We start from the raw sequence: 16604 nt of genomic DNA on the forward strand, positions 1-16604 counted from the left end.
CATAGGGAGTCCCAGTCGATGACTGGGGCTCTTTCGTGTCGAAACCTAATCCTCATCCCGTTCGTAAGGTAGGTAAGTGACTCAATTGAAGGAGGAAACGATGTGTCATCACTTGAACAACCTAAAACATCGACACGGCGGCTTGCGACCGTCTCGTTGATTTTCATGGCGGTCGGATTCGTCGTCTCATTGCCATTTAAAGAAAATGCGTGGATCTTTTGGCTCCAGAGTGGTTTTGAAGCCGGACTCGTCGGTGGGATCGCCGACTGGTTCGCGATCACGGCATTGTTTCGCCATCCACTTGGATTAAAGATTCCCCATACGAACCTGTTGCCGAAAAATCGGGAACGGGTCATCGAATCGATCGTTCATATGCTCGAGACGGACTTACTGAATAAAGAAAGTATCGTCGCGAAACTGCAGCACATGACGCTCGCGGATCGTGTCATCAAAATCTTACGCTCGATTCTGGTTCTGCCTGCTTTTCGAGCGACCGTTACCGAACTAATGGTCGGTCTGATCCGGAAACTACCGAAAGAGGCGATTCTTGAGTTTGCGAATACCCGGGTGACGGAGACGATCAAAGCGTATCCGTCAAAACGGTTGGCTGTCCGGGCGATGCAATTGAACGAGGAACGTCGACTTGATGAGTTGCTGATGGATCAGTTACTCGATTATGGGCAACGTCTGCTCGAAGATCCCGTCATCCGAGATCAGATTGGGCGCCTTGCCTATACGGCGATGATCGATCAAGAAAAGAATACGTTCTTGCGGGTGACGGCGCGAACCGTCCAAAAAGTCTATTCGGAAGAAAAACTCAGTCTGGTCATTCAAGGCGTCTTGTTGACGGTCATTCAAGATATGCGACACGTCCATCATCCGAATCGACTCGCGATTCTTGATCATCTGCGCCGCAATCTAGCACAGTTATCGGTTGATGAAGAGCGTCTAGCAAAAATCGATGCCTGGAAGGCAAGCGAGGTCGACCGGTTTGACTTCGTTCCAGTCATTGAACGCGCTTATGATGCTGGTCTGATTGAGCTCGAACGCTACTTGACGTCAGATGCCTTCTGGTCGGAACGGGCGATGCCGATGCTTTCGCGCGCCTTAGACGACTGGGAACAACATCCGACGTTCAAGGATAGCAGTGATCAGTGGATGAAGGAGCAACTCGTTCGTTTCGTCGAACAAAATCACCAAAAAATCGGTGGACTCGTCCGTGAGAACTTAAACCGCTTCGATACCGAGACGCTGATTAATATGATCGAAGATAAGGTCGGCAGTGACTTGCAATGGATCCGGGTCAACGGAGCCTTGTGTGGATTCATCATCGGTCTGATTCTTGGTGCAATCAAGGTATTCGTCGGATGAGCCGCTGGACATATGATCTGACGTTGTCGGAAGCATTTGATTTTAAGGGTGTTATGTCTCGTTTGACGGAAGACCCGTTACAAGTCGAACGTGCAGGGCGACTCATGGTTCCAGTCTTCATCAACGATCAGGCGTACATCACGACGATAGAAGCCATCGATGGTTACATGTTACGGATTGACGGTTCAGGACCACAAGCAGCGGTGCTGACGCAACTCAAGCGACGCTTTCGACTTAGTGAGCCGAATCCTGCGCAACGTCTCAAAGCGACGTCGTTACACGCGATCGTCGAACGGTTCGGCGATGAACGACTCGTGCTGGATCATTCACCATTCACGGCCTTGATCCGTTCAATCATTCATCAACAAATCAATCTGACGTTTGCCCATACATTGACGGAACGTGTCTTTCGAACATTCGGAACGGTCCAAGACGGGATCATCCTTCCGCCGACACCGCGCCAATTAGCTGCTGCGCGTCGTGAGGACTTGCTCGCTCTGCAACTATCAGGACGTAAAGTCGATTACTTGCTCGGCGTAGCGACGGCACCGATTGATTATGATGGATTGACGTCAGCGACTGACGCAGAAATTGCTGAGACGTTGATTGCACTGAAAGGCGTCGGACCATGGACGGTTCAAAACGTCCTGATGTTCGGATACGGTCGTCCGGATCTCTTTCCGGCATCGGACATCGGGATTTTACGGGCTTTTGAACGGTTACTCGGGTATCGACCATCGGTGGAAGAAGCGACACGACTGGCGGAAGAATTTGCTCCTGTCCGCAGTCACGCCGCCTATCTATTATGGCGTTCGATTGAATAAGGAACTATTCTTGTCACTCTATCGCGAGAACGGTATAATGAATGCGACAGAACGAGGAATCGTTCAGAATGCTAAGGGAAGCGACGTGTTCGCTAACGATAGAGGGGACGAATGTGGATGTATACAGATGAACAAATCATCGAAAAAGCCAATGAAATCGCCAAAATGATTTCAGAGACACCGGAAGTAGAACGATTTAAAGCGGCAGAAGCCAACATCAATGGGAATGAAAAAGTCCAAAAGATGATGAAACAAATCAAGTTCCTTCAAAAAGAGGCAGTCAACTGCCAACATTACGGCAAAACAGAAGCACTCGCACGTGTCGAAGCGAAGCTCGATAAATTGTTCGCTGAGCTCGATGAGATGCCTGTCGTCCAACAGTTCCAAGAAACACAAGAAGAAGTCAACGGACTTCTCCAATACATCACGGTGACGATCTCGAACGGGATTACGGATCAAATCATCGAAGCGACGGACGGAGATGTTCTCGCTGGTAAGACAGGTAGCGGCATGGAAGCAGAAAACAAAAGCGGCGGTTGCGGCTACTAATCACGAAATGAACGAAAAGTCGACGGACATCCGTCGGCTTTTTCTACGAATGAGGTGGAAGAATGGAAGCAGTACACAACACTCCGATGATGAAACAATACTTCTCGATCAAGGCGGATTATCCGGATGCCTTTTTGTTTTATCGGCTCGGTGATTTTTACGAATTATTCTTTGAGGATGCCAAAAAGGTCGCCCATGAACTGGAGTTAACGCTGACGGCGAAAAATGGAAAGAACGCGGAACATCCGATTCCGATGTGTGGCGTGCCTCATCACGCAGCGAACGGCTACATCGAACAGTTGATCGAGCGTGGTTATAAAGTGGCACTTTGTGATCAAGTCGAGGATCCGAAGTTGACGAAAGGACTCGTCAAACGCGAAGTCATCCAAGTCATCACACCGGGAACGTTGATGTCCGCGTTGACGGAAAAAGAGAATCGGTACTTAGTCGCGGTCGTCGAACAGGACGGTCGTTTTGGGATTGCTCGCGGTGATGTCTCAACAGGTGAGAGTGCCTTGACAAGTGTTGCGACACTCGACGGTGTAGTCAAAGAACTGAGCATCATTTTGCCACGGGAAATCATCGTCACGACAGAGGAACACGAGACGGCGCTCGCGCACTTACGGATTCCACTGACGCGTAGTTCTCGGCGCGAATCGCATCCGCACGGGGATCGTGCGATTGATGCAGCCCAAGCGGAAGCCTTTGCGGTGCTCTATGCCTACATGCACGATACACAAAAAAGAGCGTTGACACATCTACAACCCGCTGTCGTCTATAAAGCGAATGACTTCATGCAACTCGAGCCAAATACGGTCAAGAATCTCGAACTAGTCCGCTCGGCACGGACAGGAGACAAAAAAGGTTCGTTGCTTGGTTTACTTGACGTGACAGGTACAGCGATGGGCGGACGGATGTTGAAACGCTGGCTTGAAAAACCGTTGTTATCGGAACGCGTGATCACCGAGCGGCTCGACGCTGTCGAGGAATTGTTGCAACACTACTTCGAACGTCAGCAATTAAAAGATACGTTACGCGAAGTCTATGATCTCGAGAGACTCGTCGCAAAAGTCGGTTACGGTACGGCTTCAGCGCGCGACCTCGTTCAATTGAAGTCGACGTTACGGCTGATTCCCCGCATTCAATCAGCGCTCGAGGAGATGATGAGCGAACGTCTTGGTCAGCTCAGTCTCGGACTCGATCCGCACGACGAATTGAGCGATTTGCTCGATCGTGCTTTCGTTGAAGCACCACCAATCTCAACGAAAGAGGGCGGAATGATTAAGGCTGGTTATTCAGCAGATCTCGACGAGTTACTCGTCGCCTCAAAAGACGGAAAGACATGGCTTGCGACACTTGAAGCCAGTGAACGGGCAGCAACCGGAATCAAGACGTTGAAGATCGGCTACAATCGCGTCTTCGGTTATTACATCGAGGTCTCACGAGCCAATGCCAAGCTGTTGCCAGAAGGACGGTATGAACGGAAGCAGACACTCGCCAATGCCGAACGGTATATCACACCGGAATTAAAAGAAAAAGAAGCGCTGATCCTAGGGGCGGAAGAGAAGAGTGTCACACTCGAGTACGATCTCTTCTGTGGAGTGCGCGATGAAGTCAAAGGACATATCGAAAGCTTGCAACGGGTCAGTCGCCGGATCGCGGAACTCGACGTCCTCGTCGCACTAGCTGAGATTGCTGAAACGCACGACTATGTCCGACCAATCACGACGACGGGACGAACAGTTGATATTCAGCAAGGACGTCACCCGGTCATCGAGACAGTCTTACCGCGCGGTGAATACGTCGCGAACGGGATTACCTTAAACGAAGGACGCGAGATGCTGTTGATCACTGGACCGAACATGTCCGGTAAATCGACCTATATGCGACAGTTCGCCTTGATTGCTTTATTGCATCAAATTGGCTCGTTCGTACCAGCTGCTCAAGCGGAACTGCCGATCTTCGATCAAATCTTCACCCGGATCGGGGCAGCAGACGACCTCGTCAGTGGACAGTCGACATTCATGGTCGAGATGGTCGAGACACAAGAAGCCTTGACGCGTGCAACGGACCGGTCTTTGATCCTGCTAGATGAAATTGGTCGTGGGACCTCGACGTACGACGGGATGGCACTCGCACAAGCAATCGTTGAATACATCGCCCGGCGCGTTGGAGCGAAGACGCTATTTTCGACCCATTATCATGAACTGACGGTGCTCGAAGAATCGATTGATCGATTAGCGAACGTTCACGTCCGTGCCGTTGAACAAGATGGGCGTGTCGTCTTCTTGCATGAAGTACGCGACGGAAAAGCCGACCAATCGTACGGAATCCATGTCGCGCGGTTAGCTGATTTACCAGATAGTCTGATCGAACGGGCGCAAGTCCTCTTGTCCGAGTTCGAGCAGGCTGAGCCTGTTCCGGTCGCAGTACCTGTAAAAGCTCCTGTTCAGGAGGAGCCGATTGATCAACTCAGTCTGTTCTCAGATGCGGATCCTCTGCGAGAGACGATGGCGAGTCTTGATTTGATCAATATGACGCCGCTCGAGGCATTGAATACGCTGTATCGTCTACAAGCCGAAGCGAGAAAGTGAGGAGAATGCAGTGGGAATCATTCGTGAATTATCCGATAGTTTAGCGAACCGGATCGCGGCGGGAGAAGTCGTCGAACGACCAGCGTCGGTCGTCAAGGAACTGGTCGAGAACGCACTTGATGCCGGTGCGACCCAAATCGATGTCGAACTCGAAGAAGCTGGAATGAAACGGATGACGATCCGCGACAACGGACACGGGTTTTACCCGGATGACGCTGAACTGGCTTTCGTCCGTCACGCGACGAGTAAGATTAAGGACGAGCATGACTTGTTCCGAATCAAGACACTTGGTTTTCGCGGAGAGGCACTTGCCTCGATCGCGTCTGTCAGTAAAGTGACGTTGAAGACGAAACGTGAGGACGCGGAAGGGATTCAAGTGACGCTTGAGTACGGGACGGTCGTCGAACGGACGCCAGCAGCAATGAACCGGGGAACGGAATTGACGGTCGAGCATCTCTTCTTCAACACACCGGCTCGATTGAAGTATTTGAAGACGACGCATACGGAGCTTGCGGCAATCACGGACGTGTTGAACCGGATGGCGTTCGCCCATCCGGACGTCAAGCTTCGGGCTACCCATGAAGGGAAGACGTTGATTCAGACGAACGGATCAGGAGACGTCCGGCAAGCGCTGGCGAGCGTCTACGGTCATCAAACGATCCAAGGGACGTTGGTCGCAAAAGGTGCGAATGCCGATTATCAATTGACGTGTCATCTCGTCAAACCGGAAGTGACCCGTGCCTCAAAGAATTACATCACGTTGATTTTGAATGGACGTTCGGTCAAAAAACTTCGCCCTGACGCAAGCGGTCTTGAACGGTTACCATACGCTCTTACCGATTGGGCGGTATCCGATTGCAGTCATCGAGGTGACGATGGATCCACTCCTGATTGATGTCAACGTCCACCCGGCGAAACGAGAAGTCCGTCTTTCAAAAGAGATGGAGCTCTGCCAGTTGATCCAGGAGACAATCAAGATGACGCTCAGCCGGGAGACGCTGATTCCGAAAGTGACGCCACCGAAACCAAAAAAGGATCCGAGTAGCCAGGAAAAACTTGATTTTTCTTACGTCGCGGAACCAGTCGAAGAAACGTCATCGCGAGCGGTCTGGAATTATCCGATTCCGAAAAAGCCGCAAGAGGACGATCGACCACCTGTAGAGAAATCATTACCGTTTAGCAACGATGATGATCTGTTCGAGCCCATCGAGCCGGTCAAGCAGGAGTTTGCTGAACCGATTGAGGAACCACCCGCGCGTCCGCGCTTTCCGCATCTCGACGTCATCGGTCAACTCCATTCGTCCTATATCGTCTGTGCCGGGGAAGACGGGATGTATATGATTGATCAACATGCAGCACAGGAACGGATCAAATACGAGACGTATAAAGTCATGTTCGGTCGACCACCGGAACAACGACAGCAATTGCTCTTGCCGTATACGTTTGAAATCTCGTCGGATGATATGAAACGGATGGATGAAGTCCTTCCGTTGCTAAAAGACGTCGGCATCGAGTTTGAAGCATTCGGTCCACAAAGCTTCATCGTCCGAGAAGTTCCGACGTGGTTCCCATCGCATCGGCAGGAAGAGACGATTCAGGAATTACTCGATGAAGCCTTGATGAAGCGAAAAATCGATCTTGAGACGTACCGGGAAGATGCCGCCATCATGATGGCATGTAAAAAATCAATCAAGGCGAATCATCCGTTGAACGATGAGATGATGCGCCGGTTGATTGACGATCTAGCGAAGACGGAGATGCCGTTCACGTGTCCACACGGACGCCCGGTCATCATCGAATGGACGACGTATGAACTTGAGAAGTTATTCAAACGGGTCATGTAATCATGAAGAGGAGACGATCCCATTCAGGTGTCGTCTCAGATTAAAAAGGGAGCTGACTCAAAAGTCAGTTTCTGCAAAGAATGACGTGTCACACGCAACTCCTACAGGAAAAAGCGCATTTATGCGCTGTCAGAGACAAACAAGACCCGCTTTCCTGCTTGAATGAAGCAGGAAAGCGGGTCTTGTGTCTCGCCTGAGGAAAGGGCATGAACAGACGCGTCATTCTTTATTGGAATCAGCTCCTTTTTGTTCGTCTCGAATCATTTGTTGTACTGATACACGATTGACTAGTTTTTGTTTGTGCTATTACAAAAAAAGGTGTGGATTTGCATGAGAACGGTTACTTCAGTTGATTAACTAGATTTCATTGATTGTTGAAGGAAAGAGGCGGATAATAAGACCCGAAACTGTTAACAAGGGGACCTTTATCATGTTGTCACGCATCATGCGTATCATTCAAATCATTGCTCAAATCGCACTTATTTTTTGTTTTTCACTCAGTGGGGACTGGGTGAGCGAAACTTTCCAGTTACCCTTACCCGGTAACATCATCGGCTTGATTCTTCTGTACGTGACGTTAAAAAGTCGACTGCTTCCTCTCGTCGCTGTCGAACGGGGCGGAACCTTTCTGCTGTTCGTCATGCCGTTATTCTTTGTTCCGGCACTGTCTGGAATCATGGATTATACAGCATTCCTTCGAACATCTGGTCTTCAAGTCCTATTAATCGTCGTCGTCAGCAGCCTCCTGACGTTAGTCGGCTCAGCGTATATCGTCGACCGCTTAGCACACCGGAAAGAGGCGGTGACACCACATGAGTGAGACACTGTTCTGGATCATTTTGACCATTCTTTTATTCAGTGGCGCAATGTTCATTTACCAACGGCATCCTCGTGTCTGGACGTTACCGATCCTGACGGTGACGGCTGTCCTGATTATCATCCTCATCTATAGTGGGGTCTCACATGCAGAATATATGCAAGGGGGACAGTACTTGTCGAAGATGCTCGGTCCAGCGATCACGGCATTTGCGATTCCGCTCTACCGCGTCCGACATCACGTTCGGCGCTTTTTACCCGAAATCGGACTGGGTGTATTACTTGGAACATGTATTGCAATGAGTTCAGATCTGTTACTCGGTCTGCTGCTCCATCTTGAGCGGACGACGAACCTTGCCCTGTTACCGAAATCAGTCACGTTACCTGTTGCCTTGGCGATTTCGCAAAAAGCAGGTGGGACGACGACGCTAACGGCAGCCTTCGTTTTATTGACGGGGTTAACCGGATCGATCGTCGGTCCAAAACTCATGACAGGACTTAAGATTCGTCACTTCGTTAGCCGTGGCGTCGGCTTAGCATCCATTGCCCACGTCATGGGCGCGACGAAATCAATGAGTCTTGACCAACGTGAAGGGGCGGTCGGTCTGCTGACGATGGTCTTGACGGCCGTCTGTGCTAGCGTCATCGCACCGTTTTTAATCACATGGTTATATGGGTAAACACTCTGTTTTTTCAACGGAGTGTTTTTTTGTAACCGATTGAAACTTGTCGACCACTTTTGCAGTATAGTACAACAGAAAACAGGGTGGAGGAGAATAAGATGATCATTTGGATTAACGGTACGTTTGGTGTCGGGAAGACGACGGCAGCCAAAGGGCTACAACAACGCTGGAGCGGATCACACATCTTTGATCCAGAGGAGACAGGCTATTTCTTACGGGCGCAACTGCCGGAAAACAAGGATGATTTTCAGGATGAGCCGTTGTGGCGCACGTTCAACCGACAGCTCCTCGAACAGCTTGATACGGAAAAAGCACGGATCATCGTACCAATGACCTTAACGAACCCGGCGTACTTTCAGGAAATCATCGGTACGTTACGCGAGAACGGGCATGATGTCCGTCATATCGCACTGATGGCGAAGGAGGCGACCGTCAAACGCCGCCTGATCAGCCGCTTTGAGCGTCCGAACTCATGGGGCGGTCAACAAGCGGAACAACGACTACGGCAATTATCCGATCCGCTGTTCAGTCAACAGATTGAGACGGATGATCTGACGAAAGGGCAAGTCATTGATGCGATTGCTCTCGTGACCGGAATCGGACTCTCGCCTGCCCGACCGTAAAGGGTTCAAGAAAGATGTTTCCGGGAATCAATAGGTGATATAGGATGAGGAGGAAACAATCTTGAATGAAGGGCAACTTATTGCTAGGAGGATTTATGAACATGAAACACTGGATGACTGAGAAACTAGGCAGACAGTTGATGGCGATTTTTTATAGTGTCTTTGCACTAAGTGTCGTCACATCGGTTGCCAGTTATTTATATGTGGATAATGCAGACGGTCGGACGAAGGAACAAGTACTCGACCAGTTACAAAAGACACAATGGTTCTGGTTCTTGAACTTGATGATTTTTTTATTTTGTCTACTGTTCATCGTTCGCCCATTGATTCATCGGGTGACGTCACAGCTACGCGAACTGAACGTCAAGAGTCGTCGTCTCGCAGAAGGCAAGTCAATTTCGCTCGAGCATGACGTCGACAGCCATAATGAAGTCGATCAACTGACGGCATCGTTTTACCGGATGGCACGGTCGATCTCTTCTCAACATGCGGAACTGTCAGATAAGAATCAAGAGATGGAGCTTAACCAGAAGGTCTTACAACAGAAGCAGAACGAGCTCGAACGCGCCTTGGAAGTGACACGGACGAATGAGCTCCATTTACAAGATCGTAATGAACTGATCGAAACGCTTGCTTCAAAAGAGAGTTTGTTTGATTATTCCTCTGTCATCAGTACGATCGTGCGGTTGACGAAGACAGAATTCGGTGCCCTCTTACTGATTAAGAATAATGAGATCGCGCAAGTCGTTCCAAAAGAAATGACGGAGGATCAGCAGGAGAGCTTAAAAACAGAATCATTGCTACTGAAACGCGTCATGATTTCAAAGGAAACGGCACATTCCTCGAAAAAGGTCGCGAATGATGATCTCATCAAGTATCCGTATCACGTCTATGAAGGTGTCATCCCAATCATGGACCCGGCGAAGGAAGAATTGATTGCTTGTCTCTATCTGGCCCGCTTTGATGCGCCATTCAATCAAAAAGACTTGGCGGAGCTTGAATCGTTCTCAAAACAGATCGCCATTTCATTAATGCGAATGTCACTCTATGAACAGATGGAATACGAACGAAAAGAGACGGCACAACTGTTGAATTCCGTTCGGGAAGCGATTCTCTACATCAAACACGAAGAGAAGACGATCTTAGGAAATCAGGCGTTATTCGATATCTTCCAGTCGTTACAAGTCGAAGAAGACAACGATTCGATGACCTTCCTCGAAGTCCGACCGGAAACGATGTTCGAGCAGATGGATCAAAAGGAAGCGTTTGAAGCATACTTTGAAGAAGTCTTATCGGGTGAGATTCCGGAGGGCATGTTTTCCTTGTCGATCGACCAAGGTGAATACTTCATTCAAGTCTATGCCGAAGCCATTGCGCACGGGGGACATTCAAAAGGAACGATTCTCGTCTTCCGTGACGTCACGGCTGAGACAGAAGTCGACCGCGTGAAGTCGGAACTCGTCTCAACGGTCTCGCATGAACTTCGAACACCGCTCTCTTCAATTTTTGGCTTTACGGAGCTAATGTTGAAACGGGATTTGGATCCTGAGCGGAACAAGCGATACTTGCAGACGATTCACGATGAATCAAAACGTCTGACCGATCTCGTCAGTGACTTCTTGAACGTCCAGCGGATGGAGTCAGGAAAGCAAGAGTATGACAAACAAATCTTTGACCTGAAAGAAATCGTCAAGGAACAAATTCAGTTCTATCAAGCAGCGACGGAGCAACACAGTCTGAAACTTGATTTGAATGATGAACAGGACTTCATGGTCGAGGCAGATGCGAACAGCATGAAACAGTTACTCGGTAATCTCTTGAATAACGCGGTGAAGTACTCACCGGACGGCGGGGATGTCGTCGTGACGATGACTCACCAACACAATCAAATCGAACTCAGCGTTCGCGATTTCGGGATCGGGATTCCAAGCCATTCTATGCCGCATTTATTCAGCAAGTTTTACCGGGTCGACAACTCAGACAGCCGAAAGATTGGCGGGACAGGTCTTGGATTATCAATCTGTAAGGAAATCGTTCGCGCACATGATGGCAATATCGAAGTCGAATCGATCCTTGGAGAAGGAACGGTCTTTCGGGTCAAATTGCCGAGTGCGACAGACGCGTTACTCGAAGCAGAATGAAGAGACGAAGAAGAGGCGATATCATGCGCCTCTTCTTTTTTTGTCGTTTCACGTGTGAGATTCGTCCAAATTCATGCGTTTGGCTAAAACGAGTAAGATGCAGACATTTGAACGATAAATCGAACAGATTGATGACAGAACGGCTGAAACAGTTGAAAAAATCGTAAATTGTGCAGGGATTGCGAACGTTTCTGTACTCTCGCTATAGTGATTACAAAAAAGCGTGAGAGGAAGAAGAATCATGGAGAGCTTAGAAGCGTTACTCACACCACCGCAAGATATCGAACAAGAGAATGCAAACATTGATGGCAAAACACCGCTTGCGAAATTACAGCGGATTGCTGGGGAAGCAGCGCGGCAGATGATGCGACGACATCTCGAAGCAGATGTCTTGCAGGCGCTTGACGACAACATCTTGTATATCCACGACGCCGATTATTACGTGACCGGTACGACGACGTGTGCTCAGATTCCGCTCGGTCAGCTACTCTCGAACGGATTTCAGACGACACACGGTTCAATCCGACCAGCGCAAGACATCCGTTCTGCCCTCGCCCTTGCGGCAATCATCGTCCAAGCGAATCAAAACATGCAGCATGGCGGACAAGCCTTCGCGACCTTTGACGATGATGTAGCGCCATTCGTCGAAAAGACCTACCAACGCGAATGGACCAAACTAAACGCCCTTGTGCCGCATTGGAAGCGACGCAAGCGGGAGCGGCGCGCATGGCAGGAGACGTATGAAAAGACGTTTCAGGCGTGCGAAGCGTTCATCCATAATACGAATTCGATGCATTCACGCGGCGGTGGACAGGTGCCGTTTTTATCCGTCAATTATGGGACGAATACGACGCAGGCAGGGCGGCTCTTTCAGCGCGCCTTGCTGACAGCGACGGAACGAGGGTTAGGAAGAGGGGAGACGCCGATCTTTCCGATTCAAATCTTTAAAGTCAAACAAGGCATCAACCTGTCACCGACGGATCCGAACTACGATTTGTTTCAACTTGCCACCCGCGTGACAGGAAAACGATTGTTTCCGAACTTTGCGTTTCTTGATGCACCATTTAACTGTCAGGAGCAACCGGGGGGAGCAGAAGTCGCGTATATGGGATGCCGGACCCGTGTGTTTGAAGATCGTGGAGACATCCCGTCTGTCACAGGTCGAGGCAACTTATCGTTTACGAGCATCAATCTCGTCCGTTTGGCACTTCAGAGTCAAACCGTCGATCAAATGTTCGAAGCCGTCCAAGAGACGACAAGACTTGCATGCCGGCAACTCATCGCGCGTTATGAGTTCCAGGCAAGTCGAACGGCTGACGAGTTTCCATTTTTATATCAACATGTCTGGAAAGACGGTGAGATGCTGAAAAGTACGGATCAGGTGGGTCCGGTCCTCAAGCACGGGACGTTAGCAGTCGGCTTCATCGGTCTCGCGGAATGTTTGACCGTTTTGACGGGCAATCATCATGGGTATTCCGAACTGGCGCACCAGATTGGTATTGCCTTGATTCAAGCGATGCGAACGGTCGTCGACAACTATGGCGAGATGACGGGATTGAACTTCAGTTTACTGGCAACTCCAGCTGAAGGGTTATCAGGTAAGTTCACACGTCGTGATGCTAGTGACTTCGGTGAAATCAAAGGAGTGACCAATCAACCGTATTACACGAACTCCTTTCATATCCCTGTCGATGCGCCCGTGACGATCCGTGAAAAGATTCAACTCGAAGCACCGTTTCATGCATTATGTAATGGTGGACATATCACCTATGTCGAGACAGATGGTGCCCTTGCTGGAAATCCGCAAGCGATTGAAGACATCGTTCGTTTGATGGCGGAAGCTGGAATCGGCTATGGGTCAATCAATCATCCCGTCGATCGTTGTCTTGATTGTCGAACGGAGCAGACAATCGAGGATCAGTGTCCGGTTTGCGGAAGTAGATCGATCGAACGGATTCGACGCATCACAGGATATCTCGTCGGTACACTGGACCGTTGGAATGAGGCAAAACGGGCTGAAGAGCAGAATCGGGTGAAGCACGATGTTACGCGTTCTTTCCCTTCATCCTGATTCTGTCGTTGATGGACCCGGTTTGCGAACGGTCCTGTTTCTTGCCGGTTGTCCACACCATTGTGTCGGCTGTCATAATCCGTCCTCCTGGGATCTGGCAGGTGGAGTGGATTGGACGATTAAAGAAACAGTGGAACGGATTCAGGCGATCGGAAATCGTCGTTTAACATTATCCGGCGGCGAGCCGATGCTTCAAGCGGCAGCACTTGTGCAACTTCTCGAACAACTTGGACCAGATTATGACGTCATTTTATATACTGGCTATGTACTAGAGGAAATCTTACAGCGTCGACGGTGGCATCCACTAATACTGCGACTAGACGGACTCATCGATGGTCCGTTCATCCTGTCGAAACTCGACCGAACGACACGTTTTCGGGGCAGTACGAATCAACGAATTTATGATCGACAGCAACTGCAAAAAAGAGTGTTACACAAAAACAAAAACTCCCCCGTCTCATCAGACAGGGGAGAATCAGATTATGCATATTTTTGTTCTTGATCGACGGATTCGACGACTGCGAGTGTCGTCGTCCGTCGTTTTTTGATGAAGAACGATAAGATCAATGCCGCGAGTGCAAGTAACGTCGCGATGAAGAACGTATCATTGATCCCTTCGATCATCGCCTGCATTTGCAACCATTCCGGATTAGCGGCTTCAGGTTGTGAAGCAAGTTCCGGAACGTGATGTTTCGTCCGCGACGTCATGATCGTCACGAGCAGACCTGAACCGATCGCACCTGATACTTGTGACAACGTATTGTTCAATGCCGTACCGTGTGGCGTCAAGTGTTGCGGAATATGGTTCAACCCGTTCGTCATGACGGGCATCATGACCATCGAGATTCCAAGGAAACGTAGCGTATACATGATGACGAGGAACGCGTATGACGTATCCGCAGCTAGCTGACTAAACGAGAACGTCGTTAAGACCGTCAGTGATAAGCCGATGATCGCAAGGATCCGAGCACCGAATCGGTCGAACAGACGACCTGTGATTGGTGACATGATCGCCATGACGATCGCACCCGGTAACATCAAGAGACCAGAGTGAAACGGTGAGATACCGCGAATCGTCTGGATATAGATCGGCATCAAGATCATGGCGGAGAACATCGACATGTTCAAGACCATCGAAATTCCTTGCGATAAGGCGAACATCGGATAACGGAAAATCCCGAACTCAAGCATCGGTTCTTCGAGCATGAATTGACGTATAATAAAGGAAGTCAGACTAATCACACCGATGATCAATGATCCGATGACCGTCCAAGATCCCCATCCGGCAGAACCAGCGGAACTAAATCCATACAGCAAACCACCGAAACCAAAGCTTGAGAGAACGAGTGAAAATAAATCGAGTTTGAGTGTGCTACGAACCGTCTCTTTCTTCAATAAGAAGGCACCCGTGAACAGTACGAGTAATGCGATCGGTGTAACGAGATGGAACAACATCCGCCATTCATAATGTTCAAGAATCCAGCCGGACAATGTAGGTCCGATGGCTGGGGCGAACGTGATGACAAGTCCGAAGATGCCCATTGCTTGTCCGCGTTTCTCGATCGGGAAACCGGTCAAAAGAACGTTCATTAATAGTGGCATCATGATCGCAGAACCAGATGCCTGCATCATCCGCGCACCGAGTAGAAGCGGGAAGACGTGTGCTTGTCCAGCGATGATTGTACCGAGTGAGAACAGCGTCATCGCCGTCAAGAACAGTTGACGTGTCGAGAACTTCTGGACAAGGAAGGCCGACGTTGGAATCATGATTCCGTTGACGAGCATATAGCCCGTCGTCAACCACTGGGCGGTGCTTGCCTGAATACCGAAGGATCCCATGATCGACGGTAAGGCAATATTAAGTAACGTTGAGTTCAGGACCGCAACGAACGCACCTGCCATAAGGACAGTTAAAATTAAATAAAGTCGTGATGATTGCTTGCTTGATTGCATTTCGTTATGCTCCTTTTGTACTACGAGTCTAAAATGTTAGACTTGAATTCTATGACTAACTTGGCTATCTTACCAGGCTAAGTCGAATGAATTCAAATTATTTGCTTCATACACTAAAATAAGTGATTGTTAAACCATTGCAATCATTTGAACAGAAAAGGACAAGACCATGAATTCAAAAAAGAAACAACTTCTAGATGCCGCCTATCAGCTATTCGTCGAAAAAGGTTATCAATCGACGTCCATCCAGGACATTCTTGAGCACAGTAACGTTTCCAAAGGAACGTTCTATAACTACTTCTCCTCTAAAAATGAATTATTCATCGATGTATTCAATACCGTCTTTGAAAAGATGCGGACAGCGCGCAAGGAAATTCTCGTCGGACGAGATGTCTCAGATTATGAGACGTTCATTCAACAAGGTAACTGTTACTTGGAACTGATGCAAAAATATAAATTGTATACGTTGTTCGAAGAGGCGATTGCTTCAAATGAAAAAGAACTGAAGACGTTCATGGAGAATAACCGTCTTCTCGAGATCGAATGGACGTTTGAACGATTACGTGATTTATTCGGTCAGACGAAAGAACCGTATCTTCTAGATTTAGCGGTCATTTATACAGGAATGTTGCAATATGCGATGTACTTCTTCCGACAATCCGAACCGAACACACAACCGGAACGTGTCGTCCGTTACGTATTCAATCGATTGACGCATCTCGTCGAAGACGTCAGTCGGACGGAAGAACAGTTGATTCCGCCGCGCTTCCTATCCGTTTGGCTCGATCGGCCACAAGATGAAGTCGTCATTCGGAAGGATTTGTTCGAGAAGACGAGTGCGCATATGAAACGCTTGATTACCCTGTCATCGATTTCCGATGAATCGAAGGAAGCCCATGAAGAGGTTCTTGATTTCATCTATGAAGAACTACTCGAACGGAAGAAACCAAAAATTCATCTTCTACGCCGGGCACTCGAGACGATGGACGAAGATCCGGTCTTTGCGGGTCAGGAAATCATGGCAACCTATAAGGCGATGGTCGATGAGATTGCCCGTGTGCGGACCAAAACTTCCTAAAAAGGTTGATTTTTGAAACTAACCAGATTACACTGAGACCATTCATGTTAGAAAAGG

General features: G+C 49.1%; 12 protein-coding genes and 1 pseudogene. 12 read left to right on the forward strand and 1 reads right to left on the reverse strand.

The genetic code is table 11. The annotated features are described in order from the left end of the window. The first annotated feature begins 102 nt into the window (after positions 1-102). The 11 genes and pseudogenes from P401_RS0103325 to P401_RS0103375 all read left to right on the forward strand — a co-directional run bounded on the left by P401_RS0103325 (position 103) and on the right by P401_RS0103375 (position 14018). Positions 103-1371, forward strand: a complete 1269-nt coding sequence (locus P401_RS0103325) for a DUF445 domain-containing protein (protein WP_029341205.1) — start codon at positions 103-105, stop codon at positions 1369-1371. After that, positions 1368-2195, forward strand: coding sequence for a DNA-3-methyladenine glycosylase family protein (locus P401_RS0103330; protein ID WP_029341206.1), 828 nt, complete (start codon positions 1368-1370; stop codon positions 2193-2195). The genes P401_RS0103325 and P401_RS0103330 overlap by 4 nt, the downstream gene beginning before the upstream one ends. Before the next feature lie 111 nt (positions 2196-2306). Next, positions 2307-2744, forward strand: coding sequence for a YlbF/YmcA family competence regulator (locus P401_RS0103335; RefSeq protein WP_023467714.1), 438 nt, complete (start codon positions 2307-2309; stop codon positions 2742-2744). Between the two features lie 62 nt (positions 2745-2806). Next, positions 2807-5338 carry a DNA mismatch repair protein MutS gene (gene mutS / locus P401_RS0103340; RefSeq protein WP_029341207.1) on the forward strand — a complete coding sequence of 844 codons (2532 nt, stop codon included), beginning with the start codon at positions 2807-2809 and terminating at the stop codon, positions 5336-5338. A 10-nt stretch (positions 5339-5348) separates the two neighbouring features. Further along, positions 5349-7182 (forward strand): annotated as a pseudogene (gene mutL, locus P401_RS17490) (DNA mismatch repair endonuclease MutL). A gap of 430 nt (positions 7183-7612) precedes the next feature. After that, positions 7613-8002, forward strand: a complete 390-nt coding sequence (locus P401_RS0103350; protein ID WP_051656227.1) for a CidA/LrgA family protein — start codon at positions 7613-7615, stop codon at positions 8000-8002. Continuing rightward, positions 7995-8678, forward strand: a complete 684-nt coding sequence (locus tag P401_RS0103355) for an LrgB family protein (RefSeq protein ID WP_029341209.1) — start codon at positions 7995-7997, stop codon at positions 8676-8678. Before P401_RS0103350 ends, P401_RS0103355 begins: the two co-directional genes overlap by 8 nt. An 86-nt stretch (positions 8679-8764) precedes the next feature. Further along, positions 8765-9304 (forward strand): AAA family ATPase, encoded by a 540-nt coding sequence (locus tag P401_RS0103360; protein WP_412767678.1) that lies wholly within the window; start codon positions 8765-8767, stop codon positions 9302-9304. Positions 9305-9405: 101 nt separating this feature from the next. After that, positions 9406-11445 (forward strand): ATP-binding protein, encoded by a 2040-nt coding sequence (locus P401_RS0103365; protein WP_029341211.1) that lies wholly within the window; start codon positions 9406-9408, stop codon positions 11443-11445. Between the two features lie 241 nt (positions 11446-11686). After that, positions 11687-13516, forward strand: coding sequence for an anaerobic ribonucleoside triphosphate reductase (locus tag P401_RS0103370; RefSeq protein WP_029341212.1), 1830 nt, complete (start codon positions 11687-11689; stop codon positions 13514-13516). Next, the gene (locus tag P401_RS0103375) at positions 13488-14018 is read left to right on the forward strand and encodes a 4Fe-4S single cluster domain-containing protein (RefSeq protein WP_081834686.1); all 531 of its coding nucleotides are present in this window, start codon (positions 13488-13490) and stop codon (positions 14016-14018) included. The genes P401_RS0103370 and P401_RS0103375 overlap by 29 nt, the downstream gene beginning before the upstream one ends. Here the strand turns inward: P401_RS0103375 and P401_RS0103380 are convergent. Continuing rightward, entirely contained in the window at positions 13997-15469 is a 1473-nt protein-coding gene (locus tag P401_RS0103380; RefSeq protein ID WP_029341214.1) for a DHA2 family efflux MFS transporter permease subunit, read from the reverse strand. The two genes, P401_RS0103375 and P401_RS0103380, sit on opposite strands and share 22 nt — an antisense overlap. A 169-nt stretch (positions 15470-15638) precedes the next feature. Here P401_RS0103380 and P401_RS0103385 point away from each other — a divergent pair, with 169 nt between their 5' ends. Further along, positions 15639-16547, forward strand: a complete 909-nt coding sequence (locus P401_RS0103385) for a TetR/AcrR family transcriptional regulator (RefSeq protein WP_029341215.1) — start codon at positions 15639-15641, stop codon at positions 16545-16547. Positions 16548-16604: the final 57 nt, after the last annotated feature.

It is taken from the genome of Exiguobacterium acetylicum DSM 20416 (assembly GCF_000702605.1).
Taxonomy (GTDB): domain Bacteria; phylum Bacillota; class Bacilli; order Exiguobacteriales; family Exiguobacteriaceae; genus Exiguobacterium_A; species Exiguobacterium_A acetylicum.

Excerpts from the sequence above, each read along its gene's own strand:
- P401_RS0103380 (WP_029341214.1), bottom strand. The coding sequence starts at position 15,469 with ATGCAATCAAGCAAGCAATCATCACGACTTTATTTAATTTTAACTGTC.
- P401_RS0103370 (WP_029341212.1), top strand. The coding sequence starts at position 11,687 with ATGGAGAGCTTAGAAGCGTTACTCACACCACCGCAAGATATCGAACAA.
- P401_RS0103335 (WP_023467714.1), top strand. The coding sequence starts at position 2,307 with ATGTGGATGTATACAGATGAACAAATCATCGAAAAAGCCAATGAAATC.
- P401_RS0103375 (WP_081834686.1), top strand. The coding sequence starts at position 13,488 with ATGTTACGCGTTCTTTCCCTTCATCCTGATTCTGTCGTTGATGGACCC.
- P401_RS0103355 (WP_029341209.1), top strand. The coding sequence starts at position 7,995 with ATGAGTGAGACACTGTTCTGGATCATTTTGACCATTCTTTTATTCAGT.
- P401_RS0103330 (WP_029341206.1), top strand. The coding sequence starts at position 1,368 with ATGAGCCGCTGGACATATGATCTGACGTTGTCGGAAGCATTTGATTTT.
- P401_RS0103365 (WP_029341211.1), top strand. The coding sequence starts at position 9,406 with ATGAAACACTGGATGACTGAGAAACTAGGCAGACAGTTGATGGCGATT.
- P401_RS0103385 (WP_029341215.1), top strand. The coding sequence starts at position 15,639 with ATGAATTCAAAAAAGAAACAACTTCTAGATGCCGCCTATCAGCTATTC.
- P401_RS0103350 (WP_051656227.1), top strand. The coding sequence starts at position 7,613 with ATGTTGTCACGCATCATGCGTATCATTCAAATCATTGCTCAAATCGCA.
- mutS (WP_029341207.1), top strand. The coding sequence starts at position 2,807 with ATGGAAGCAGTACACAACACTCCGATGATGAAACAATACTTCTCGATC.